Raw genomic sequence first — 24,049 nt, 5'->3', positions numbered from 1 at the left:
GTTCCGGCCGGCGGCTCGCAAGGCGGTGGCAAGGAGAAGGGAATGCACTATCCTGTCTTGGTGAATCCCCGCAAGCCTTCATTGAGCAGGACGCCCATGAAGAAACCAAAAAGGGCGATCGCTGCGAAGGCGCAAAAGGGCCGGAAAAGCAGCGGGAGCCGATCCAAACCCGCGGCCAGACGCGCGGCCCGGCCTGCGGGCCGGCCCGCTGCGACGACCGGCAAGGCCAAGAACGATGCAAAGAACGATGCAAAGAACGCCAAGGCGATCATCCGCAACCTGCGCACCAAGCTCGCCCAGGCCCAGCGGCGCATCGACGAGCTCGAGGCTGCTGCCGACACCGACTTCCTGCTCGGCATCCCGAACCGGCGCGGCTTCGAGCGCGAGCTCCATCGTGCGATCGCCTACATGACGCGCTACGCCGCCCGCGGCGCGTTGATCGTGCTCGACGTCGACCGCCTGAAGCCCATCAACGACTCCTTCGGTCACGCCGCCGGTGACGAGGTCCTCAAGGCGATCGCCGCCACGCTGACGCGGCAGGTGCGTGCCTCTGACGTGGTCGGCCGTCTTGGCGGCGACGAGTTTGCGCTGCTGTTGTGGAACCTCAGCGAGACCGACGCCAAGGCGAAGGCCGCAGGCTTCGAGCAGGCGATCGACGATTTGTCCTTTGTGTTTCGCGGCCAGCGCGTGAATGCAGGCGCCTCCGCCGGCGTCGCGCTGCTCGGATCTCACGCCGAGGCGGGCCGCGCGCTGGAGGAAGCTGACGCGGCCATGTACGTGCGCAAGGCTCAGCGCCGGCACGAGCCGCGGATCAGGCTGATCAGCACCTAGAGGATGATGAGTTTTGGCTCAATCGGTGCGAGTCGAGGCGTGAACTTCACCTCTCCCTGCTGGGGAGAGGTGAACCCCAGGGCAACCGATCGTGTAGCTTCGTATCGTTCTTAGAGCGTGCTGAGGTCTTCCGGCACGTTGCCGAATTTGCGCAGCAGCTTGGCGTCGCCGAACTCGCCGGTCATGGGATCGCCGCTGCGGCTGAACGCGATCGCGCCGATATGGCCGGCGCCGTGCGCCAGGATCTCGGCGCGCCGCAGTGCGGCGGCCGAAGTCTGGCATTCCTCCGCGGCGCCTGCGACCGGCGATCCATCTTCGTCGGTGAGGAAAGGCAGTGCGACATAGTAGGTGACATCGGACATGGTCGGCTCCGAGTGCTCGTTGGCTCACGCGGCGCTGGAGGTGCTCCGCATCTTGTTGCGCGACGTCTCGGGAATGCAGCCGGCCGAAATTGCCGCCTGCAATTCCTCGAGCTCCGCTTCCAGATATTCGTTGGCCATGATCAGCGCCTTGATGGTGCTGCGCAGATTGCCGTCACACATCGCGATCGCCTGATCGCAGGCTTGTTCATAATGGCTGTTGTCGAAGGCGGCTGCGGACATGACATTTCCCCGGAAGCGGTTGAGGTCTGAATGTTCTTATTTTGTTCTTTTTGAGTCAAGAGAAATCCGATCGCGGAAAACGCATCGGGCATGCGGCCGCGATCAGGCGATGATGTCGGGCGTGATCTGGTCTTCGATGAAGGCGATACGGTCGCGCAACAACAGCTTGCGTTTCTTCAGGCGCTGTAACCGCAATAGGTCGGGGGCGGGCGATTGATGCAATGCATCGATCGCCGCATCGAGATCTCGGTGTTCCTGCTGCAACCGGGCGAGCTCGGCTTCGAGTTCGCGCTCGTCTTCATTGGTCATGATGTGCGGTAGCCGGAAAACCCGATGAGGTTACGAAAGCCTGTGGAAGGCCTGTGGAAAGTATCGTCCTTGCGCGACGTGATCGCAAGCGATCTGGGGTCCCTATCAACGTTCTCTCGCAAAGATATTTCAGTGGATCGCGGCGACCGCGCGCAGGCGCATTGAAATCATGGATGATTCCTGCCGGGGTTCCTTACTCACTGTTCATTACATATGAAGTTTCAAAAATGACAGTGGGACTACGGATACTTATCGACAGAACGAATCGGTGATGTACACTTCTCCGTCCGGATCGAATTCTGAGGTTCAACCCTACCGAGGAGGTTTCGAATGACAATTCAGGCACATCTTGTTGAATTGGAGCGGAAACACAAACTTCTCGAAAACGAATTGCACGAAGCTCTCGTGCACCTTTCAACAGACGACCTGCAAATTGTTGAGTTGAAGCGCCGGAAGTTGATGGTCAAGGACCAGATCGAGCGGTTGAGGCACGGTACCGACGACACGCTCCACTAGTAACCCCCGTACAGAATAGGCCTGATCTCGCACCCCTTCACGTAGGGATGAGAGCTGTTGCGCACATCCCTACGTCGAGGTGCGGAGCGTCGTGCGATTGATTTCGTGCGAAGCCTAGATGCTTGCGAGCTCGGCGACGTGGTCGGCGATCGCAAGTGATGACGTCAGGCCGGGCGACTCGATACCGAAGAGATTGATGAGGCCGTCCACGCCGTGATCGCGCGGGCCCTGCATCAGGAAATCCTGCGTGGCCACCGCCGGCGGGACGATCTTCGGCCGTATGCCCGAATAGCTCGGCATCAACGCGCCATCAGGCAGGTCCGGCCAGTATTTGCGGATTGCCGGATAGAATCGCTCTGCGCGTGCGGGATCGACGGCATAGTCGATCGTTTCGATCCATTCCACGTCGGGACCGAAGCGCGCCTGGCCTGCCATGTCCAGGGTGAGGTGCACGCCGAGCCCGCCGGGCTCGGGCACGGGATAGATCAGCCGTGAGAATGGTGCCTTGGTGCTACAGCTGAAATAGTTGCCCTTGGCAAGATAGGCCGGCGGAATCCGCTCCAGAGGCATGCCGTCGACGCTGCGCGCCACGGTCGTCGCGGAAAGACCTGCTGCGTTGACCAGCAGGCTGCATTGCAGCGTCATCGGCGCCTCGCCGCCAGCATCGATTTCGATGACGCCGCCTGAGGCCTTGGCGCGGATCAGCGGCGTGTGAAACGCGAACGCAGCGCCCGCCGCTTCGGCCTCGCCGCGCAGCGAGAGCATGTAGGCATGGCTGTCGATGATGCCGGTCGAGGGCGAGAGCAACGCGGCATCGCAGGCGAGCGCCGGCTCCAGCGCGCGCGCGGCGTCGCCTGCGAGCATCTGCATGTCGAGCACGCCATTGGCCTCGGCATGCGCCTTGATCGATTGCAGCTTCTCGGTCTCTTTCGGATTGGTAGCGACGATCAGCTTGCCGCAATTTCTGTGCGGGATGTCGCGCTCGGCGCAGTAGCGGTAGAGCGCATGCTTGCCGCTGACGCACAGCCGCGCCATCCAGCTCCCGGCCCGGTAATAGATCCCGGCATGGATCACCTCGCTGTTGCGCGAGGAGGTGATGGTGCCGATCGCCTCCGCCGCTTCAAGCACGATCACCTCGCGCCCGGCCTGGGCGAGCTTTCGGGCGATCGCGAGCCCGACCACCCCCGCTCCGATGACGACGCAGTCAACTCTATCCATGGTGGGGCGGGAGGTCCGTGAGCGGCAGGGCCAAGGAGCTTAACAAGGAGCTTAACAAGGGGCTTAACGAGAGGCTTAAGGAACCGCACCCGAGGCGGCTCTCCATTAAGGAAGAATTTATCATGTCAGGGCAATTGCCGTATCTGGCGTCACATTTTTCTGTCGTGCTGACAGGCGTTTACCCGATCCCAACCCGTGAGGCCAGACAATCCGGAGTTGAAATCGCGGGTGGCTGATGGCTGACAAGAACTGGCACGCGAGCGGCACGATTCTGACGTCTGTGCAGGCCTTGGCGTGCCTGGCCGGCACGGTCGCGCCCGCGCGCGCCTTTGCGCTGTCCGACAATTTCGCCCCGCAAAGCTATCTGGGCCGGCTCGATCCCAATCTGGTCTGGGAGGCGCTGCTCGGCGGCATCGCAGTGTGCTCGCTCCTGGCCGCCATCGTGCTGTGGATTCACTCGGCGTTACGGCGAGCCAGGCGCATGCAGTTGCGGCGCAATGCTTTCGTTTCGTCCGCCATGAACAATCTGAACCAGGGCGTCGTGATGACCGACGCTCAGCAACGGATTATCTTCTGCAACGACCGCTATCTCGAAATCTACGGGCTGGCGCGCTCGGACCTCTGGGCCGATATGACCGGGCCCGACATGCTCAGGCTGCGTCGCGATCGCGGCGTGCTCGGCGTGACCGACGAGGAGTTCTACGAGAAGGCCGCCAGCTCGAACGGCCTGATCACCGAGCTGCCGGAGGGGCGGGCCATCCTGGTGAAATATTTCGTGCTGCCGAATGGCGGCTCGGTGGCGACGCATCTCGACGTCAGCGAGCAGCGCAACCTGTCGCGGCAGCTTGCCTCCACCAAGCAATTCCTGGAATCGGTGCTCGACAACGTCCCGGTCTGTGTGGCCGCGAAGAACATCGAGGACGGCCGCTACATCTTCGCCAACCGCGCCTTCGAGCGTTTCTCGCGCTATTCGCGCGATCGCATCGTCGGCAAGCGCGCCGACGAGATCTTCCGCCCTGCCACCGCAGCCAGCATCGAGGCGGCGGATCGCGCGGCGCTGGCGTCGGCCGAGGGTCAGTACCGCAGCGAGATCAAGGTCGAGCGGGGCGCGGAGAACCGCGTGCTGTCCTCGGTCCGCGTGATTGCCCGCAACCAGAACAACCAGCCCGAATTCCTGATTGCGCTGTTCGAGGATGTGACCAACCGCCGCTCGCTCTCGGAGCAGCTGGAGAGCACCAAGAAATTCCTCGAGCTCGTGGTCGACAACATCCCCGTGGCGCTGATCGTGGAGCAGGTCAAGGACGGCCGCTATCTGCTCGCCAATCGCAGCGCCGAGGCGATCCTCAACCGCAAGCGCGAGGATGCCACGGGCCTCACCGCTTCCGACATCTTCAACGCCAAGGAAGCCAAGCTGATCATCGCGCGCGACGAGGCCGCGATCAAGAAGCGGGGAATGATCACCGAGGAGCATCCGATCTCGACCAAGGATGGCCTGCGGCTTTTCCTCACCCGCCGCGCCACCGTGCTCAGCGATGCCGGCGAGCCGGAATATCTGATCAAGACCCACGAGGACGTCACCGACCGCCGCCAGACCGAATCGCGCATGGCGCACATGGCCTATCACGACGGCCTGACCGACCTGCCCAATCGCGCCGCATTCCTCCAGGCGCTGACGCAGATGATCGAGGCCTGCGAGGGCACCGGCGAGGAGTTCGCCGTGCTCTGTGTCGATCTCGACGGGCTGAAGGAGGTCAACGACGTCTTCGGCCATGCGCTCGGCGACAAGCTCCTGGTCGAGGTCGCCCAGCGGCTCCAGGACGCCGCCCGTGGCGGCGTGGTCGCGCGCCTGTCCGGCGACGAGTTTGGCCTGATCATCGATGGCAAGCAGCCCGACACGGGTCTCGCGCTGGCGCGCCAGCTCGGTGAAGCCCTTTCCCAGGAATTCCAGATCGACGGCCGCGCGGTGCGCGCCGGGGTCACCACCGGCATATCGGTCTTCCCGCACAACGGCGCGGACGCTGCTTCGCTGCTCGCCAATTCCGGGGCGGCGCTGTTCCGCGCCAAGCAGAAGTCGCGCGGCACGATCAGCCTCTACCAGCCCGAGATGGACCAGCAGATTCGCGACCGCCGCGTGCTGCACCAGGACCTGTCGAAAGCGATCAAGAACGGTGAGCTCTCGCTCGCATTCCAGCCGCAGGCCGTCGCCGGCCACACCGTCGCCGAGAGCGAGATCATCGGCTTCGAGGCGCTGGCGCGCTGGCAGCATCCGGTCCGCGGCCAGGTCTCGCCGGCCGAGTTCATCCCAATTGCGGAGGAGAGCGGCCTGATCGTCGAGATGGGCGAGTGGATCCTGCGCCAGGCCTGCCGCGAGGCGGCCTCCTGGGCCAAGCCGCTCCAGGTCGCGGTCAACCTGTCGCCCGCACAGTTTGCCCATGGCGACGTGGTCGGCCTCGTCCACTCGATCCTGCTGGAGACCGGGCTGTCGCCCGGCCGGCTCGAGCTCGAAATCACCGAGGGCGTGCTGATCGAGGATTTTGATCGCGGCCTCGCGCTGCTGCGCCGGTTGAAGGCGCTGGGCGTGCGCATCTCGATGGACGATTTCGGCAGCGGCTATTCCTCACTGAGCTATCTCCAGGCGTTCCCGTTCGACAAGATCAAGATCGACCGCGCCTTCGTGATCAATCTCGGCCGCAACCCGCAATCGGCAGCGATCGTGCGCGCCGTGATCGATCTCGGTCACGGCCTCGAAATGTCGATCATCGCCGAAGGCGTCGAGACGATCGAGCAGCTCGCCTTCCTCGCCAAGGAGGGTTGCGACGGCGTGCAGGGCTATCTGCTCGGCAAGCCCCTGCCGATCGGCCAATATGGCCGCCTGATCGGCCGCGCCGAGACGATGGAGCTTGCGCTCAAGACCGGCTAGTGATGACGAAGTCCTTGCTTCGTTCGTTCACGACGGCTTCATGGCGGATTACGACCTCGCGATCATCGGCGGTGGCCTGAACGGCGTCAGCATCGCGCGCGACGCCGCCGGGCGCGGCCTTCGCGTCATTCTGTTCGAGCAGGGCGATCTCGGTGGCGCAGCTTCCTCGGCGACGCCGCATTTGATCCACGGCGATCTCTCGGTGCTGGAGCGTCGCCGCTTCCGTCGTGTGCGCCGGGCGCTGGCCGAGCGCAAGGTGTGGCTCGCGATCGCCCCGCATCTGGTCCGCCCGATGCGTTTCGTGATCCCCGCGCATTCCGACGAGCGTCCGCCCTGGATGCTGCGCGCCGGTCTGCTGCTCTACGACCGCCTTGCGGGGCGCGGCGGCTTGCCGCCGTCCGCGACCATCGACATCACGCATCATCCGGTTGGCAACGCCCTGAAACGGCCGTTCGGCACCGCCTTTGAATATTCGGACTGCGTCGTCGATGATTCCAGGCTCACAGTCCTGACCGCGCTGGATGCGGCGGAGCGTGGCGCGGTGATCCGTACTGGCGCGCGCTGTGTGCGGGCGGATCGCACCGACATCTGGCGGCTCGCCGTCGTCGATCGCGGCCACCGCAGGGTCATCACGACCCGCGCACTCGCGAACACCAGCGGCGGATGGAGCGTGAGCGTCGCCGAGACCGTGCTCCGACAGCCGCCACCGCGCGCAGGCGCTGCCGTGCAGATCAGCCAGATCGTCGTGCCGCGGCTGTTCGAGCCCGACAACGTCTACGTTTTCCAGAACAGCGACGGCCGGCTGATCTTCGCAAGCCCGTTCGAGCGCGATTTCACCCTGATCGGCACCGTCACGCACGCCTTCAGGGGCGATCCGGCGATCGTCGCCGTGCCGGCCGCAGATGTGACCTATCTCTGCGAGGCTGCCAGTCGCTATTTCCGCGAGCCCGTCGTGCCGGTCGATGTGATGCGGACGATCTCGGGCGTCAATCTGGCGCCCGAGGCCGGGCGCTGGCGGGATGGTGCGCTCGCCTTCGATGCGAGGCGGCGCAAGGCGCCGCTGCTCACGATGTTCGGCGGCGATGTCACGACCGCGCGATGGCGCGCGGAGCGCGCGGTGACCAGGCTGACGCCGTTCTACCCGATGTCGCGGCCCTGGACGGCGGCGGTCGCGCTTCCGGGCGGGGACTTTCCCTGGCAGAACTTCGAGGCGGAAGTCGATGCCGCACGTGATCGCTGGCGCTTTCTCTCCGAGGCGCAGGCGCAGCGCCTGCTCGGCGCCTATGGCTCGCGGCTGTCGGGCGTGCTGGGCGAGGCCAAGAGTCGTGCCGAGCTTGGGCCGGCTTTCGGTCCCGAACTCACGGCAGCCGAGGTACGCTACCTCATGCAATCCGAATGGGCCCGCTTCCCCGACGACATCCTGTGGCGCCGCTCCAAGCTCGGCCTGACCATGCCGCCCGCCGATCGCGACGCGCTGGCGGCGTTCATGGCGAATGCGGTGTGAATGATCGGCATCGAACCGGTTGAGCCGGGAACGTTCCGCCGCTAGCGTGCGGCTGCATTGGGGCCGGCAGGGAACATGGCTGACGAACTCGAGGGGATCAAGGCGGCCGCCGTGGCCAGGCCGGGCGTGCATCCGGCGACGGAGCGTCCGCTGCTGCGCATTGACGGCGTGGTGAAGAATTTCGGCGCGTTCCGCGCGGTCGATGGCGTGTCGCTCGATATCGGTGCCGGCGAGTTCTTTGCGCTGCTCGGTCCCTCCGGCTGCGGCAAGACCACGCTATTGCGCATGCTGGCCGGTTTCGAGGCGCCGGACCAAGGGCGCATCCTGCTCGGTGGCAACGACATCGCGCAGACGCTGCCGCATGAGCGGCCCATCAACATGATGTTCCAGAGCTACGCGCTGTTTCCGCATCTGTCGGTGCGCGACAATATCGCGTTCGGTCTGAAGCGTGCCGGCATGGCGCGCGCCGATATCGCCACGCGCGTGGCCGAGATGGTCGCGCTGGTGAAGCTGGAGGGCATGGAGAAGCGCAGGCCGGACCAGCTCTCCGGCGGCCAGCGGCAGCGCGTCGCGCTGGCGCGTGCGCTGGCGCGCCGCCCGCAACTGCTGCTGCTCGACGAGCCGCTGGCCGCGCTCGACAAGAAATTGCGCGAGAGCACGCAAGGAGAGCTGATGGAGTTGCAGCGCCGGCTCGGCATGACCTTCATCATCGTCACCCACGATCAGGAGGAGGCGATGACGATGGCGACGCGAATCGGCGTGATGGATGCGGGCAGGCTCGTCCAGGTCGCATCGCCGCGCGAGCTCTATGAAGCTCCGCGCTCGCGCTGGATCGCGCAGTTCGTCGGCGATATCAACCTGTTCGAAGGCGAGTTGCAATCGCATGAGGCCTACCGCGCAATCGTCGTCACCCGCGATGCCGGAACGCTCGTCGTGGCCGAGCCGCGCGCGGCGGTCGGCAAGCCGACGGTGTCGGTCGCGATCCGCCCCGAGAAGGTCAAACTTTCGCGCCGTGGGCTCGGCGGTGATGCGGACCAGGGGCCGGCGATCAATCGGCTCGAGGGCACCGTCACCGATATCTGCTATCTCGGCGGCAGCACCACCTACAGGGTGAAACTCGATGCGGGTGGCACCGTGCAGTCCGCGATCGCGAATACGACGCGCCGCGACACCGATGCGTACAGCGTGAACCAGCGCGTGGTGGCCTGGTTCACGTCCAATGATTGCGTGGTGCTGGAGCAATGAGCGCGCGCCGCATCTTTGCGAGACCCGCGCGTTTCGCCGCGATCGCGCCTTACCTCTGGATGGCGCTGTTCTTCCTGGTGCCTTTCGGCTTCGTGCTGAAGATCAGCCTGTCGCAGACGGCGATCGCGCAGCCGCCCTACGAGCCGGTGTTCGACCTGACCGCCGGATGGGCGGCGATCAAGGCCGCGTTCGGCGCGCTCTCGATCGACAATTTCAAGCTGCTGGTCTCCGACGACCTCTACGTATTCGCGTATGTGCGCAGCATCACCGTCGCAGTCACCGCCACCGCGATCCTGCTCCTGATCGGCTATCCCATAGCCTACGGCATGGCACGGCTGCCGACGCGCTGGCAGGCGGTGGCTATGGTGCTGGTGATCGTGCCGTTCTGGACCTCGTTCCTGATCCGCATCTACGCCTGGATCAACATCCTGCAGCATGACGGGCTCTTGAACAAAATCCTGCTCGCGCTCCACGTCGTCAGCCAGCCGGTGGTGTGGCTCTCCACCGACAGCGCGATGTATCTCGGCATCGTCTATTCCTATCTGCCGTTCATGATCCTGCCGCTCTATGCGACCCTGGCCAAGATGGAGTCGGTGCTGGAGGAGGCCGCCGCCGATCTCGGCGCGCCGCCGGGGGCGGTGTTCTGGCTCGTCACCTTTCCGCTGTCACTGCCCGGCGTCGGCGCCGGCGTCTTGCTCTGCTTCATTCCGATCGTCGGCGAGTTCGTGATCCCGGATCTGCTCGCCGGCTCGAATTCGCTGATGATCGGGCAAACGCTGTGGCTGGAATTCTTCACCAACAAGGACTGGCCGGTCGCTTCCGCCGCCGCCATCATCCTGCTGGTGGTGCTGCTGGCACCGCTGTTGCTGTACGAGCGGGTCCAGCGGCGGCAATTGGAGGAGCGGTGATGCGCAAGGTCGCTCGCCTGTCCCGCTTCAACGTCGCCTCGCTCGCGCTGGGGCTGGCGTTCCTTTACCTGCCGATCCTCATTCTCGTCATCTATTCCTTCAATGCCTCGCGGCTGGTGACGGTGTGGGGCGGCTGGTCGTTGCGCTGGTACCGCGAGTTCTTCAACGACCGCGCCATGATCGAGGCGGCCTGGATGAGCCTGCGCGTCGCCGTCGCTTCGGCCAGCATCGCGACCGTGCTTGGAACACTGGCGGCGGTGGCGCTGTCGCGCGGCGAAGGATTTCGCGGCCGCACGCTGTTCTCGGGCATGCTTTACGCGCCGCTGGTGATGCCCGAGGTCATCACCGGCCTGTCCCTCCTGCTGCTGTTCGTCGCCTTGAATGCCGAGCGCGGCTTCTGGACGGTGACGATCGCGCATACCACGCTGACGATGTGCTTCGTCGCTGTCGTGGTCCAGTCGCGCCTCGGCTCGCTCGACCGCTCGCTCGAGGAGGCCGCCATGGACCTCGGCTGCGGCCCCGTCCGTGCCTTCCTTTTGGTCACGCTGCCGCTGATCGCGCCCGCGATCGTGGCCGGCTGGATGCTGGCGTTCACGCTGTCGCTGGACGATCTCGTGATCGCGAGCTTCACCACCGGCCCCGGCTCGGCGACGCTGCCGATCCGTATCTATTCCGAGGTGCGGCTCGGCGTGAAGCCCGAGATCAACGCCATCTGCACGCTGGTGATAGGCCTGATCGCCATCGTCATCGTCATTGCCTCGCTCGCCTCGAAGCTGTCGAGCTCGCAGGGCGAGAGCGCGGCGCCATTGTGAGTGTGGGAATGCCTTAGGACTTCACCGCGCCGGCGGTAAGCCCGCCCACCATGTAGCGGCGGAAGGCGTAGTAGATCGCGGCCGGCGGCAGCGCGTAGATGAAGCCGGTCGTCATCAGCAGCTCCCACGGTGAATCGTCGGCGGCGAGGAAGTTGCCGAGCGCGACGGGGAGGGTGATCTCGCGGTCGTTCGACAGCAGCAGGAACGCGTAGAGATATTCGTTCCAGGCGAGCAGCACCGCGTAGGTGCCGATCGCGACCAGCGAGGGCATCATCAGGGGCAGATAGACCAGGCGGAAGATCTGCAGCGTGGTGGCGCCGTCCATCACCGCGGCTTCATCGAGCTCGACCGGCAGCTTGTCGGAAGCCTGCTTCAGCACCCAGATCGCATAGGGCGAGGCGATGGTGACCATCGCCAGGATCAGCGACCAGTGATTGTTGAGCAGGCCGTAATTGGCCATGGTGCGATACATCGGCACGGCGAGGAACGCCGCCGGAATGAAATAGGTGAAGAGCGCAAGGTTCATCACCACGCGCCCGCCGGGCACCTTGAGCCGGGAGATCGAGAACGCCGCGGCGGTCGCGATGAACAGCGTCAGCGCGCCGACGGCGGCCGCGATCACCACCGAATTCCAGAACTGGACGTAGAAGTCGCGCAGGAAATAGTGCTGCTGATTGAACACAATCGAGAAGTTGTGCAGCGTCGGATGGTCCGGCCACAGCTTTCCGGAGAACGCGTCCTCCTTCGGGGAGATCGCGAACAGGAACATGTGATAGATCGGCACCATCGTCCAGATGAAGACCGGGATTCCGATCAGCAGCAACTTTGCTTCGGTCGCGACTTCGCGCAGGGTAGGGAGCTTCATCGCGACAACCGTTTCATCATGAAGTACACGAGCGGCAGGACGAACGGCATCGCGCAGACGATGGAAGCCATCGCGAGCGAGAGCTGGTCGAGCCGGAGATAGCGAATGCCGAGCGTCGACAGCACGTGCGTAAGGTCGGCCGGGCCGCCGCCGGTCAGGAGGTAGACGCTGTTGAAATCGCCGAGCGTCCAGATCATCGAGAGCAGCGTGCAGGTCACGTAGAGCGTCTGCATCGACGGCCAGGTGATGTAGCGGAATTTCTGCCACCAGCTCGCACCGTCGACCTCGGCGGCCTCGAACAGATCGTGCGAGATCGCAAGGCGTCCGGTGATCAGAATCAGCGTCCAGAACGGCAGCGATTTCCAGATGTGCACGCCGATCGCCATGGACAGCGCGACGGTCGGATCGTTCAGCCAGTTCGGGCCGTCATCGCCGGTGAGGCTGAAGATGAAATGGTTGACCATGCCCCATTCGGGATTGAGCATGAAGCGCACCGACAGGATGGTCGGGATCGAGGGCACCGCCCAGGGCAGGATGAAGATCACCGAAAGCCATTTGATCCAGGTGCGCTGCTGGGCGAAGAAGCCGGACAGGAACAGCGCGATCAGCATCTTGATGTTGATGCCGATGACCAGGAAGATCAGCGTGTTGACCGCGGCGCGCGCGAAGATCGGGTCGTTGTAGAGCGCGACATAGCTCTCGGGATGGCGCGCCAGCCACAACCCGTAACAGACGGGATAGACGACGAAAGCCAGGAAAACCAGGAAATAGGGTGCGAGCAGCACGATGCCCCAGACCTGCGCCGGGGTCAGCCGCGACGACAGAGGCGGCGAGGCTACCGCTTGATCGCCAGAGAGCGTGATCGCCATTCTTCTCGAACTCTTCAAACGAGCTGCCGGCCGCAAAATGCGGCCGGGTTTGTTTTACACCTCTCCCCGCAAAGCAGGGAGAGGGAGAATGACCTTAACTCACGACCTGCTTGATGCGGGCAATGAGCTCGTCGACGGCCTTGTCGACCGGAACCTTCTCGCTCACCACCCGGTTCATCGCCTTGGCCCAGACGTTCTCGTTGTTCAGGATCGTGAACTTCCAGTTCTTGGTGAAGTCGAACGGCGCGGTGCCGCCGGTGAACTGGTTGTAGACCGCCTTGCGGTGCCGGTCGGCCTGCCAGAACGGGCTCGCCTGGCTTTCCTTCGTCACCGGGAACCAGCGGCCGAGCGCGCCTTCGATGTAGGGGCGGACGTTCTCTTCCTGGAGCAGGAAGCTGATGAACTGCTTGGCCTCGGCCTTGTTCTTGGCCGCTGTGAAGATCAGCCCGGTCTTGACGTCGGAGCGGTAGCGGATGGTCGAACCATCAGGCGCCTTCGGGAAGGACGCGGTGATGATGTCCTGCTCATAGGCCTTCTTGCCGGCTTCGCGCTGCTCCGGCGTCAGGTTCTGGTTGGTGGAGTCCTCGAACCACTTTGCCGCGATCGAGATCGTGAAGTTGTGGGTCATCACGATGGTCTTGTTGTGGAAGGCGACGTTGTTGTCCGGATCCTTCCAGGTCGTGGAGGAAGGCGGCGTGCAGCCCTTGATGTAGGTGTCGGTGTAGTCCTTCATCGCCTTGATCAGGCCGTCGCGGACCTTGGGATCGTCGACCAGGAGCTTGCCGTCGTCGTCGACGAGCTTGACGTGGTAGGCGTCCATGAAGGTGTAGAACGACTGGAAGGCGTCGGTGGATTCAACGCCCATCGGCTGGCCCACGGCGTAGATGCGCTGGCCGGTCGCTTTGCGGATCGCCGGCTGCACCTTGTCGCACCAGAAGGTCCAGTAGCCGGCCCAGTCGTTCGGGATATCGCTCTGCTTGAAGCCGGCCTTCTCCAGCATGTCGCCCCAGATCTGGACGTGCATGCTCTGCTGCTTCAGCGGAAAGCCGTAATAGGCCTTCTTCTTGGCGACGTCGTTGTAGAGGATCGACGCTTCAAGCGTGTTCGGCACGAACCGGTCCTTGATCGGCTCCATGACGTCGGACAGATCCTCGAGCTTGCCCTCATAGGCCCACTTGCCCTGCGCCTGCACGTCGTAGGAGTCGGAATAGGCGACGTCCGGCACGGTGCCGGCATCGAGCGCGGCCACCGTCTTCGGAATCATGTCCTGGATCGCGTACTGCGACAATTCGACCTTGATGCCGGTCTTCGCCTCGAATTTCTTGATCGTATCGAGCAGCGCGTCGTCTTCAGATTTATAAAATCCCTTGCCCCACCAGACAGTGATCGTTTTCTGCTGGGCAAATGCGGGTGCAGTGGCTGCGAACAGCCCGACCGCAGCAACCGCAAGTGAAAATGCGCCAATAACCCTTGATTTCACGTTTCTCTCCCTGAAGTCGCCGGTGTTTTAACCGGTCGGAGAAAACACTAGCGCATGGGCGGGGGCCGATCTAGCGGCATCTTGTCAGACCTAGGTCGAGGGGTATTTCGCCCGCGAACGTTCTTAACGTTGCGCATCGATCCAATCGACGCATCAATTCACGGCAATCAATTCGCGCGATGTTAGTTGCACGCCACTAATTGGATTTCGCGCCGTCCTTGGCGCTTTCCTTCGCGTTCTCTGCCGTCGGCGCGGCCGCGGCATCGGGCGCGGCGGGCTTGGCGCCGGTGAAGCGCTCGAGCACCGAGCGCACGGCGTCGCGCGTCTTGGGATTGCGCACGGATTCGAGCAGCGGCGCGGACGCGGGCGAGCGGCGGATCAGGCTTTCCGGATCGGGGAAGATCAGCGGATCGTCCCAGGGCCCCTGCACCACGAAAGGCAGCTCGAAGCCGGACGCGCCGTTCAGGCTCGCCACGCCCTTCATGTCGTACTCGCGCGTCGGCACCGAGGCGGTGCCGGTCAGCGTGATCTTCGCCGTCGGTCCGTCGATGTGGATGTCGTCGGCGGTCGCGATGCCGTCGGCGAATTTCACAGACAGCGTCATGTCGTTGTACGGAGTTGAGCCGCTGCGGAAATTGCCGCCGCCCGACAGCGGCCGCCGCTCCAGCCGCTTCAACAGCTGCTCGGCATTGAAGCCGGAGATCGCGCCGTCATGTCCTGTCACCGAGGCGGTACCGTCGAGCGATTGCACGAGGCCGAACGGGCTCGAGCCGGAGGCGACCAGCGACACGTTGATGTTGCCGCGGCCGGACAGCTTGTTGATGCCGAACAGCTCGGAGGTGCAGGCCTGCAAATCGACGTCGATGAACTGGAATTGCGCCTTGACGTCGGCCACCGTGTCGGAGCGTGCAATCCCGAACGAGCCCCTGGCGATGCCGCCATAGACCTGCGCCTCGCCGACCGAGAGCGCCAGCGTGCCGTTGCGCAAATTCGCGCCGATCGCGGTGCGGCCGAGTTTCGACGGCCCGACCGTCAGCCGCGCTGCAGACAGGCGCATGTCGAGATCGGTGGTCGACAGCCCGTTGAGGTCGAACAGCTGCCTGTTCCAGTCGCGCGCGCCGCTTGCCAGCAGGCGGAAGGTCGAGATGTAGGGCGTGAAGTCGAGCGCGTCGGCGGCGAGCGTTGCCTGGAGCGACTGCCGGCCGTTGTTGGCGTAGGTCATCACGCCCTCGGCGACGTTGCCGTCGAGCTCGACATTGACGTTGGTGAGCGCGATCGAGGCGCCCACCACGTTGGCCCGCGCCTTGAGCGCGAAACGGCCGAAGCCGCCGCTGCCCGGCTGCGGCTGGCCGGTCCAGCGCAGCGCATTGCGCAAGGACGGGCTGTCGATGGTGAGCGTGCCTTCCATCATCGCGCTGGTGCGGTTGGCGACGCTGCCGTCGAAGGCGAGCTTGAGCGGCGGGCTGGTGATCCGCGCCTTCAGGCCCGAGCGGTCGCCGGAGAGCGCTGCGACGAAATCGGAGAAGCTGATCGAACCGTCGACGCGCTCGCCGCGCCAGTCAAACTGCCCGGTGGCGGCAAAGGAGCGCGAGATCGAGGGCCATGCCAGCGACAGGTCGATGTCCTCGAACTTTTCGGTGCCGTGGCTGGCGACGTCCTCGTAGTCGAGCACGCCGTCCTGGACCCGGATCTCGGAGAACGACACCTGGTTGTCGGAGCCCGGCTTCATGGTGCGCGCGATGGTCTGGATGAAGGGGGTCCAGTTGCTGTCGCCATTGGCCTCGAGGCTGACATGGATATGCGGCCGCAGCAGCATCAGATCTGCGATCTCGAAGCGCTGCAGCAGGAGCGGCAGCAGCCGCAAATTCGCGGTGAGCACGTCGACATGCAGAGCCGGATCGCTGTCCCCGCCGGGACCCTTCAGGCTGACGTCATGGAACGAGACATAGCTCGCCGGCAGCACCGAGATGTCGATGGCGCCAGCGACATTGAGCTCGAGCCCGGTGACGGCGCGGATCTGGCCCTCCACCGCCTTGCGCAGCGCGTCGCGGTTGATCAGCCAGGAGGTCGCGACCAGGGCGATCAGCACGATGCTGAGCAGCGCCGCAATCGGCGTCCCCAGGCGCTTCATTCCTTGGGCCAACGTCAATGGCATGTCCTGATCGGGTTGGGTTGGCGGGTGCTCAACGGGACGAGCCGGGAGCCTAACGCGCCCCACGTACAAGTCCCGCAACTTGATGGGTTTTCTTGTCGCTTTCAAGGCCGGGGAGGCGGTTATGCCCACGCCGTGGGCAGGCTGTATCATCGGGCCCGCGCGCCGGAAACCCCGTATCATTGACGGCTCAAGATCATTTCGCCTAATAATCCCGGCAACAACGGGCTTAACGCCTCACACCCCAAGGTTTTCCGCATGAACAAGGTCTATCCCGACGCCAAGTCGGCTCTCGATGGCATTCTCAAGGACGGCATGATGATCATGTCGGGCGGTTTCGGCCTCTGCGGCATCGCTGAGGCGCTCTCCGACGCGATCCGCGATTCCGGCGTCAAGGGCCTGACGGTGGTCTCCAACAATGCCGGCGTCGACGGCATCGGGCTCAGCCGCCTGCTGGAAACCCGCCAGATCAAGAAGATGATCTCCTCCTATGTCGGCGAGAACAAGCTGTTCGCCCAGCAGTATCTCGCGGGCGAGCTGGAACTCGAATTCAACCCGCAAGGCACGCTCGCCGAGCGCATCCGCGCCGGTGGCGCGGGCATTCCGGCCTTCTACACCAAGACCGGCGTCGGTACTCTGATCGCCGAGGGCAAGGAGGTGAAGGAGTTTGACGGGCAGAAGTACCTGATGGAGCGCGGCCTGTTCGCCGACCTCGCCATCGTCCACGCCTGGAAGGGCGACACCGCCGGCAATCTCATCTACCGCAAGACCGCGCGCAACTTTAACCCGATGATGGCGACCGCCGCGAAGATCACGGTGGCCGAGGTCGAGCATCTGGTTCCGGCTGGTGAACTCAATCCCGACCACATCCACACGCCCGGTCTTTTCGTGAAGCGCATCGTCGAGGTCGGCACGACCAAGAAGCGCATCGAATTCCGCAACACCCGCCCGCGCCCGGCAGCTTGAGCGCATGATCCGGAAAAGTGGACACCGGTTTTCCGGCAAGATCATGCGCAACTAAGGACTACAGGAGAATAAGATGGCCTGGACCCGTGAACAGATGGCCGCGCGCGCCGCAAAGGAATTGCGTGACGGCTATTACGTCAATCTCGGCATCGGCATTCCGACGCTGGTGTCGAACTACATCCCCGACGGCATGGACGTGAGCCTGCAGAGCGAGAACGGCATGCTCGGCATGGGTCCGTTCCCCTATGAGGGCGAGGAAGACGCCGATCTCATCAATGCCGGCAAGCAGACCGTGAGTGAGCTGCCCTCGACCAGCTATTTCTCGAGCGCGGATTCCTTCGGCATGATCCGCGGCGGCCACATGGACCTGTCGATCCTCGGCGCCATGCAGGTGGCCCAGAACGGCGACCTCGCCAACTGGATGATCCCCGGCAAGATGGTCAAGGGCATGGGCGGCGCGATGGATCTCGTCGCCGGCGTCAAGCGCGTCGTGGTGGTGATGGAGCATTCCGCCAAGGACGGCGCGAAGCTCCTGAAAAGCTGCACCCTGCCGCTGACCGGCGAGCGCGTCGTCGACATGGTCGTCACGGATCTGGCCGTGTTCACCATCGACAAGCACGGCGACGGCGGCATGGCCCTGATCGAGCTCGCCGACGGCGTCACGCTCGACGAGGTCAAGTCCAAGACCGAAGCCGAGTTTCGCGTCGCGCTGAAGAATACGTAAGCGGCGAATTCGTTCGTTGCCGATGTGGCCGGGTATGTCCCGGCCATTTTCGTTCTTGCAGCCGTAGAATCGTAGGGTGGGCAAAGACGCGCCCTTCGCGCGTCGTGCCCACCAACTTACGCGGATGGATGGTGGGCACGCTTCGCTTTGCCCACCCTGCGGCGCTGCGAGGCAGTGAGGCAGTAGAGCGTCTCCACATCCTCGGTGTCGTCCTGGCGAAGGCCAGGACCCATACCGCGAGGTCTATCGATTGCGATAGGTGATAGTCCCGAAGGACTGCTAGTCTCGCCAAAACTGAATTCGGTGGTTATGGGTCCTGGCTTTCGCCAGGACGACATTGGAAAGGCATGGGGCGCGGTCACTACCATCGGTCACGACCTCGCCGACAACGCCCCGCCAAGTCGTTGCGATACGCTCCCAACCCAGGACGTCTCCTCGCGCACCAGGCGGAAGCCGAGATTGGCGGGCGGGACGCCTTGCGCGCAGCCGCCGGCGCGGGCGTCGCGTATGAAGTCAGTGACGTAGGCACGGTGGGCGCCTTCGGCGACGCGCACGCCGCAATTCACGGTCTGACGGCCCGCAATGCCGTTCTCGTCGACCCGATCGCGCACGAAGCAGGTCGAGGTCCATTCCCAGACATTGCCTGCGACATCCGAGACCCCATGCTCATTCACGCCGAACTTGCCGAACGGATGCGTCGCGGCGTCCGACCGGTCGCGTTCGGATTCGCGCTCGTAGCGGCTGATCCAGCGCTTTGAGGGATCGGCGGCATCGACCGGCGATCCATCGTCCCTGAACTTGCTGCCGGCGGCAAAGGCCCATTCCTCGTCACTCGGCAGGCGCCAGGTCTTGCCGGTCTTGCGCGACAGCCAGGCGGCATAGGCCTGCGCATCGTGCCAGCTCACCTGCACCGCGGCGCGATCCGGTGCGACCACGACGTCGCGGTCGAGCGCGCGGCACGCGCCGTCCTGCACGCAGAGCTGATAGTCGGCGGAGGACACCTGCTGTTGCATGATCGCAAGCGGCTTTGCAAAGCGTAACTTGCGCAGCGGCGCTTCCGCCTGTTGGCCCGCGCGGGTGAAATCTCCGGCGGCACGATAGATGAAACTGCCGGCGGCGATCTCGACGATCGCCGGTTCGCTCGCCGCGCCGCGCGTGACGACATCAGTGACCAGAGGCGCAACGGCAAGCGGCGTTGCGAATCCGGCAACGCAGGCGAGCACCAGCTTCAGCTTGAATGCGATCAGCATGGGAGTCCCCCCGAAAGAAGAAGGGGCCGGTCGTCACCGGCCCCTCATGCACGCTAGTTGGTCGGAGCCGAGATTTCCGCAGGTGCCTTCACCTGGGTCATGAGGTCGTCGTTCCACTTGCCTTCGACCTTGAAGTGCGCGGTGGCACCGAGATTGGCGGCCTCGATCAAATTATGCGTGACATAGGCGTAGATGCCGGGCTGCAGGAACTTGTACAGCGCAGCCCCCGCCGAGCCGCCGCGGATGAACCAGGTCTCGAGCCCGGTCTCCGGCGCGTTGGAGAACTTGCCGGTCTCCCAGACATAGTCGCCATGGCCGCCGATCAGGTGCGGACGGCTGTCGCGATTGGCCTGCGAGTGCACGATCAGCACGTTCTCGCCGACATTGGCGGTCAGCGCGTTCTTGCCGGTGAGTGCGCCGACCTTGCCGTTGAACACGACGTGGCTCGGAGTGAGCTTCTTCATCACCTCCTCGGTGTCGGTGTAGGCCTCTCCGGGCGAGTCGTAGGACTTGAAGTTACCCTTCTCGTCGCGCGGCACATACATGTCCTGCTCGCCGATGTAGTAGACCTTGTCGTATTTCAGCGCGTGGCCCTTGCCGTCGTTCAGCCCGTCGCGCGGCAGCACCATCACGGCGCCGTTCATGCCGGAGACGACGTGCCACGGAATCATCGCGCCGCCCGGTGCGCAGTGATAGACGAACACGCCGGTCTTCGTGGCCTTCCAGCGCAGCACGACCTGCTCGCCGGGATTGACCAGCGTGAGGGCGCCGCCGCCAAGGGCACCGGTCGCGGAGTGGAAGTCGATGTTGTGCGGCATGGTGTTGGTGGCAGGGTTGACCAGCGTCACCTCGACGTAGTCGCCTTCATGCACCACCATCAGCGGGCCCGGCATCGAGCCGTTGAAGGTCATCGCCTGGAAGGTGGTGCCCTTCTCGTCGATGACGACCTTCTTCTCCTGGATCGTGAGCGTGAACTCCATGATCCTGGGCGCCTGCTTGGTGGCCTGCTCGTGTGCATGCACGAAGGGCGGTGCGACCAGCTCGACCTTCTGCCGCGGCAATTTGAGATCGTCGGCGGCAAAAGCGGGGGTCGCCAGCATCAGGGCGGTCGCGGCGGCGCTGATCAATGCGGCTCTGCGGGTGAACATCGGAAGCATCCTTCATCTGAAATGGTTTTGATGACGGGACCTACTCTGCGCTTCCTGGTGCAAGATAGTTTGCGCTGCAACAACCTTTCGCCTGATTTGCCTCCGGAGCAGTACTTGGGTCGCTTACCGAAGCAGGATCGGAGACACGACGTTAACTGCATCCGACGGCGTGATGTGGATGTCGAGACCGAGCGACCAGCGTCCGGGCAGTGGCGCCGACATCGTGACGCGCCATTGATCGTGACCGACGCGCTCTGCATTCGCAGTGACGGGTCGCGATGCCATGCTCGATATTGCCGAGCGTGACCGACACGGAGCTTGCTGCAAGCGGCAACTCATTCGCATCTTCAAGCTGGATCGCGATCTCGACGGGGCCGGCGCGGCCGGGCGAGACCGTGACATTGGCCATGGCTTTCTCGGCATGCAGATGCGTGAAGAAGCTCTCGTCCGCGTCGCTGGCGGCTGGCGCGGATGCAGCCGCTGCGGCTTCAGTGCGCGGTGCAGGTTCAGGCGCTCGTGCGTTGTTGGTTTGCTCCGGGGCTTGCGCGGTGCTCGACTGTTGCCGCCCTTGCGCGCTGTTTGCAGCTTCGGGCGCTTGTGCGCCTAGGGCCCGCACGTCGAGCGTCACCTTCACCTCGCCAGCGTGCTCGAATGACAGCGTGACCGGCACCTGATCGCCCTGGTGCAGCGGCGCCTTGAGGCCCTCGAACATCAGATGTCCGCCGCCCGGCGCGAGCTGCACGGATTGTCCCGGCGCGATCGAAAGGCCGCCTTCGAGCGGGCGCATGGTCATGACGCCGTTGTTGATCGCCATCTCGTGGATTTCGGTCTTGGCGGCGAGCGGCGTCGATGCCGTCTTCAATCGTTCCGGCGCGGCTCCCTTGTTCTCGATGGTGAGATAGCCGCCGGCGACCTTGGCGCCGCCGGGCGTCGCGCGACTCCAGGCCATGCTGATGGCGAGATCGCCATGCCTCGCATCACCGGCCAGCGCCGGTTGCGACCAAAGGCACGACAGTGCGGCGGCCGCACAGGTGAGTGCGAGTCTGGAACGGTTCATGGCGGCTGTTTCCCTGGTTCGAGACGCGCAGCTAGCGCCGAAAGCACCATGCGCGCTTTGCGCGAGCGCAAAGTTCCGATGCCCCAATTCCGCGGCACTTTGAGCGAGCGCAAGGTGGACCGGCCAAATCGGAAGTACCTGAGGTAGCTGCGGGGCGCGCATCCCGCAAGATCTCGACATCAGGATTGGATCAGGACATGAGAGCGGATCTGGCGGCGAGCTACGGCGACGAACGTCTGCCGCGCTACACGAGCTACCCGACCGCCCCACATTTCTCGCAGATGGTCGACGCCGAGGCCTACGGCCAATGGCTCGCCGAGCTTCCCGCCAGCGTCAACGCCTCGCTCTATCTGCACGTGCCATTCTGCCGGAAGATGTGCTGGTACTGCGGCTGCCACACCCAGATCGCCCGCCGCGACGATCTGATCATCGCCTATCAGCGGACGCTGCGCCGCGAGGTCGATCTGGTGGCCGACACCATCGGCCGCCGCATCAAGGTTGCTCACATCCATTTCGGCGGCGGCACGCCGACGATCATGGCGCCCGAGGCCTTCACCGAATTGATGGCGGCGATCCGGCAGGCGTACTTCGTGCTGCCGTCGGCCGAGATCGCGATCGAGATCGATCCGCGGACGCTGACGGCTGAGATGACCGCCGCGCTGGCGCTTGGTGGCGTCAACCGCGCCAGCCTCGGCGTGCAGAGCTTCGATCCGCGCGTGCAGCTTGCGATCAACCGCGTGCAGACCTTCGAGCAGACCGCCGCCGTCACGCAGAACTTGCGGCGCGCCGGCATCAAGGGCGTCAATTTCGACCTGATCTACGGATTGCCGCACCAGACCATCGCCTCCTGTCTCGACACGGTGCGGCGCAGCCTGGAGCTTGAGCCCGACCGTTTCTCGGTGTTCGGCTATGCCCATGTGCCGACCTTCAAGAAGCACCAGCGCAAGATCGACGAGGCGTTCCTGCCTGACGGTCCGGCGCGTCACGACCAGGCCTGCGCGATCGCCAACGCGCTGAAGGACGCAGGCTATGTGCAGATCGGGCTCGACCATTTCGCGCGGCCGGACGACGCCATGGCGCTGGCCTTCGAGAGCAAGACTCTGCGCCGCAATTTCCAGGGCTACACGACCGACGTAAGCGATGTGCTGCTCGGCTTCGGCGCCAGCGCCATCGGCCACCTGCCGCAAGGCTATGTGCAGAACGAGGTGTCGATCGTCGGCTATGCGAAGGCCATCGAGGCCGGCGGCCTCGCAACCGTCAAGGGCTATGCGCTGACCGGCGACGACCGGCTGCGCGCCGACATCATCGAGCGCATCATGTGCGACTACGGCGCCGATCTCGGCGCGATCTGCGCTCGGCACGGCGCGCGGGCCGATAGCATGCTGCAATCCGCGCCGCGGCTGAAGACGCTGATCTCCGACGGCGTGGTCAGGCTCGAGGGCGACCAGCTCGCGGTCGCCAGGGACTCCCGCTTCTTCGTCCGCAGCGTCGCTGCCGCCTTCGACGCGCATCTGGACGCCGCCAGGCAGCTTCACAGCCGGGCGGTGTGACGAGCCAACGGAACCGGCGCGAGCTTGCGCTTCGACAAAGAGGTTGCTGGCGGCGCCGCTATCGTCTCATCGGAACGGAGTTGCCCATGTCCTTCCGATCTGACGATCTCGTCGACGACATCATGCGCTCGGCGCCGCACACGATCCGCGTGTTCCTGGAATTCCGGATGGCGTGCGTCGGCTGTCCGATCGCCTGCTTCCACACCGTCGACGATGCCTGCCGCGAGCATGGCATCGATCGCGCAAAATTCCTGGCCGCGCTGTGCGAGAGCGTGCCGGCGTGATCAACCCGCCGACCCGCCCTGTGCGCTCTGCTCGGCGAGCACGAAGATCCTGTGCGGCTCGCGCAGGATGATGCGCTGGCGGCCGCTTTCGACGAGGCCCTGGCTCTCCCAGCCGCTCAGGATGCGGCTCACGGTGTGCAGCGTGGTACCGGTCATCTGCGCGATGTCCTGGCGGCTGATCGGAAAATCGATCTCGATGCCGTGATCGAGCTTCTTGCCGGATTGCTTGGCAAGCCGCAGCAGCGCATGCGCGACGCGCTGCTCGACCTGCTGGGTCGACATTTCCAGCACGCGGGTGTGGCTCTCCTGCAAGCGCGTGCCGACGGTTTGCAGCGTGTTGGTCGCGAGCGCGGGATACCTCTCGACCAGCCGCGGCCAGGCGCCGGTCGGCCAGGCCAGCACGACGCTGTCGTCGACCGCGGTCGCGGTCGCCGGATATTGCGTGAGCCCGATCGCCATCGCCAGCCCAAACGTCTCGCCGGGCGCGACGTAGCGCACCACGATCTGCTCGCCGGTCGGCGTGGTCTTGGCGGCGCGGACATGGCCGTGCAGCAGCAGGAAGAAGGAATGCGCGTCCTCCCCTTGCGCGAAGACCGCACTGTTCTTCGGATGACGTGACGAGCGCGCCTCGCGCAGGATCTCCTCGAGCTCCTCGGTCGTGAAGCCGGCAAACAGCGGCAAATGCGCAACCAGTGACGGGTCGACCTTGGCCATTCTGCCTCCATGGCGCGGACTTTCAGGACTTTGTGATTGCACGCCATTCGGCCGGCAATTTGCGTTAGCGCAAAACTGGCCGCCCCAGCGCCGGTATTTTTGTGTGCAAAGCCCGATTGAGCCGG

22 protein-coding genes and 1 pseudogene are annotated in these 24,049 nt (G+C 64.5%); 11 read left to right on the top strand and 12 right to left on the bottom strand.

From position 1 onward, the window contains the following. The first annotated feature begins 96 nt into the window (after positions 1-96). Positions 97-831 (top strand): GGDEF domain-containing protein, encoded by a 735-nt coding sequence (locus SO140_RS07020; protein ID WP_449376849.1) that lies wholly within the window; start codon positions 97-99, stop codon positions 829-831. A 110-nt stretch (positions 832-941) separates the two neighbouring features. Here SO140_RS07020 and SO140_RS07015 read toward each other — a convergent pair whose 3' ends face one another. The 3 genes from SO140_RS07015 to SO140_RS07005 all read right to left on the bottom strand — a co-directional run bounded on the left by SO140_RS07015 (position 942) and on the right by SO140_RS07005 (position 1,742). Then, positions 942-1,193, bottom strand: a complete 252-nt coding sequence (locus tag SO140_RS07015) for a hypothetical protein (protein WP_449376848.1) — start codon at positions 1,191-1,193, stop codon at positions 942-944. Between the two features lie 24 nt (positions 1,194-1,217). After that, on the bottom strand, positions 1,218-1,433 hold the full coding sequence (locus tag SO140_RS07010; RefSeq protein ID WP_254099836.1) for a hypothetical protein: 216 nt from the start codon (positions 1,431-1,433) through the stop codon (positions 1,218-1,220). 102 nt (positions 1,434-1,535) lie between these two features. Beyond that, positions 1,536-1,742 (bottom strand): YdcH family protein, encoded by a 207-nt coding sequence (locus SO140_RS07005; RefSeq protein WP_027553252.1) that lies wholly within the window; start codon positions 1,740-1,742, stop codon positions 1,536-1,538. A gap of 330 nt (positions 1,743-2,072) precedes the next feature. On the opposite strand from SO140_RS07005, the gene SO140_RS07000 reads away from it, so the two are divergent. Further along, complete coding sequence (locus tag SO140_RS07000; protein WP_449376847.1) at positions 2,073-2,258, top strand: YdcH family protein; 186 nt, start codon at positions 2,073-2,075, stop codon at positions 2,256-2,258. 114 nt (positions 2,259-2,372) lie between these two features. Here SO140_RS07000 and SO140_RS06995 read toward each other — a convergent pair whose 3' ends face one another. Then, entirely contained in the window at positions 2,373-3,476 is a 1,104-nt protein-coding gene (locus SO140_RS06995) for an NAD(P)/FAD-dependent oxidoreductase (protein WP_449376846.1), read from the bottom strand. 235 nt (positions 3,477-3,711) lie between these two features. Between SO140_RS06995 and SO140_RS06990 the strand changes: the two genes are divergently transcribed. The 5 genes from SO140_RS06990 to SO140_RS06970 all read left to right on the top strand — a co-directional run bounded on the left by SO140_RS06990 (position 3,712) and on the right by SO140_RS06970 (position 10,865). After that, a complete protein-coding gene (locus SO140_RS06990; RefSeq protein WP_474800861.1) occupies positions 3,712-6,396 on the top strand; it encodes a sensor domain-containing protein in 2,685 nt (894 codons plus the stop codon). Positions 6,397-6,436: 40 nt separating this feature from the next. Next, positions 6,437-7,900 (top strand): glycerol-3-phosphate dehydrogenase, encoded by a 1,464-nt coding sequence (locus SO140_RS06985; RefSeq protein ID WP_449376844.1) that lies wholly within the window; start codon positions 6,437-6,439, stop codon positions 7,898-7,900. Between the two features lie 75 nt (positions 7,901-7,975). Further along, the gene (locus tag SO140_RS06980) at positions 7,976-9,145 is read left to right on the top strand and encodes an ABC transporter ATP-binding protein (RefSeq protein ID WP_449376843.1); all 1,170 of its coding nucleotides are present in this window, start codon (positions 7,976-7,978) and stop codon (positions 9,143-9,145) included. Continuing rightward, entirely contained in the window at positions 9,142-10,053 is a 912-nt protein-coding gene (locus tag SO140_RS06975) for an ABC transporter permease (protein WP_449376842.1), read from the top strand. The genes SO140_RS06980 and SO140_RS06975 overlap by 4 nt, the downstream gene beginning before the upstream one ends. Further along, positions 10,053-10,865 carry an ABC transporter permease gene (locus SO140_RS06970; RefSeq protein WP_449376841.1) on the top strand — a complete coding sequence of 271 codons (813 nt, stop codon included), beginning with the start codon at positions 10,053-10,055 and terminating at the stop codon, positions 10,863-10,865. Before SO140_RS06975 ends, SO140_RS06970 begins: the two co-directional genes overlap by 1 nt. Before the next feature lie 13 nt (positions 10,866-10,878). Here the strand turns inward: SO140_RS06970 and SO140_RS06965 are convergent, their stop codons facing one another. From SO140_RS06965 to SO140_RS06950, 4 genes are all read right to left on the bottom strand, one after another. Further along, entirely contained in the window at positions 10,879-11,730 is an 852-nt protein-coding gene (locus SO140_RS06965) for a carbohydrate ABC transporter permease (RefSeq protein ID WP_449376840.1), read from the bottom strand. Continuing rightward, positions 11,727-12,599 carry a carbohydrate ABC transporter permease gene (locus SO140_RS06960; RefSeq protein WP_449376839.1) on the bottom strand — a complete coding sequence of 291 codons (873 nt, stop codon included), beginning with the start codon at positions 12,597-12,599 and terminating at the stop codon, positions 11,727-11,729. Before SO140_RS06960 ends, SO140_RS06965 begins: the two co-directional genes overlap by 4 nt. Before the next feature lie 94 nt (positions 12,600-12,693). Beyond that, positions 12,694-14,079 carry an ABC transporter substrate-binding protein gene (locus SO140_RS06955; RefSeq protein ID WP_449376838.1) on the bottom strand — a complete coding sequence of 462 codons (1,386 nt, stop codon included), beginning with the start codon at positions 14,077-14,079 and terminating at the stop codon, positions 12,694-12,696. Between the two features lie 196 nt (positions 14,080-14,275). After that, entirely contained in the window at positions 14,276-16,234 is a 1,959-nt protein-coding gene (locus tag SO140_RS06950; RefSeq protein WP_449376837.1) for an AsmA family protein, read from the bottom strand. Between the two features lie 255 nt (positions 16,235-16,489). Here SO140_RS06950 and SO140_RS06945 point away from each other — a divergent pair, with 255 nt between their 5' ends. Beyond that, on the top strand, positions 16,490-17,197 hold the full coding sequence (locus SO140_RS06945) for a CoA transferase subunit A (protein WP_449376836.1): 708 nt from the start codon (positions 16,490-16,492) through the stop codon (positions 17,195-17,197). A gap of 73 nt (positions 17,198-17,270) precedes the next feature. After that, positions 17,271-17,921, top strand: coding sequence for a CoA transferase subunit B (locus SO140_RS06940; RefSeq protein WP_027525194.1), 651 nt, complete (start codon positions 17,271-17,273; stop codon positions 17,919-17,921). Between the two features lie 371 nt (positions 17,922-18,292). On the opposite strand, the gene SO140_RS06935 is transcribed toward SO140_RS06940, so the two are convergent. The 3 genes and pseudogenes from SO140_RS06935 to SO140_RS06925 all read right to left on the bottom strand — a co-directional run. Beyond that, entirely contained in the window at positions 18,293-19,171 is an 879-nt protein-coding gene (locus SO140_RS06935; protein WP_449376835.1) for a formylglycine-generating enzyme family protein, read from the bottom strand. Positions 19,172-19,224: 53 nt separating this feature from the next. Next, positions 19,225-20,319 carry a copper-containing nitrite reductase gene (gene nirK / locus SO140_RS06930; RefSeq protein WP_449376834.1) on the bottom strand — a complete coding sequence of 365 codons (1,095 nt, stop codon included), beginning with the start codon at positions 20,317-20,319 and terminating at the stop codon, positions 19,225-19,227. 589 nt (positions 20,320-20,908) lie between these two features. Continuing rightward, positions 20,909-21,376 (bottom strand): annotated as a pseudogene (locus SO140_RS06925) (copper chaperone PCu(A)C); the annotation flags it as partial. 197 nt (positions 21,377-21,573) lie between these two features. Between SO140_RS06925 and hemN the strand changes: the two are divergent. Both hemN and SO140_RS06915 read left to right on the top strand, forming a co-directional pair. After that, a complete protein-coding gene (hemN, locus tag SO140_RS06920; RefSeq protein WP_449376833.1) occupies positions 21,574-22,926 on the top strand; it encodes an oxygen-independent coproporphyrinogen III oxidase in 1,353 nt (450 codons plus the stop codon). An 86-nt stretch (positions 22,927-23,012) separates the two neighbouring features. After that, positions 23,013-23,210: a DUF1858 domain-containing protein gene (locus SO140_RS06915; RefSeq protein ID WP_449376832.1), complete on the top strand. Its 198-nt coding sequence runs from the start codon at positions 23,013-23,015 to the stop codon at positions 23,208-23,210. Here SO140_RS06915 and SO140_RS06910 read toward each other — a convergent pair whose 3' ends face one another. Next, positions 23,211-23,924: a Crp/Fnr family transcriptional regulator gene (locus SO140_RS06910; protein ID WP_449376831.1), complete on the bottom strand. Its 714-nt coding sequence runs from the start codon at positions 23,922-23,924 to the stop codon at positions 23,211-23,213. It lies immediately after the preceding gene. Between the last annotated feature and the right edge of the window lie 125 nt (positions 23,925-24,049).

Source organism: Bradyrhizobium sp. UFLA05-108 (assembly GCF_059803455.1).
The sequence above is the reverse complement of the archived record's forward strand: the minus strand, read 5'-3'. Positions and strand labels throughout refer to the sequence as shown.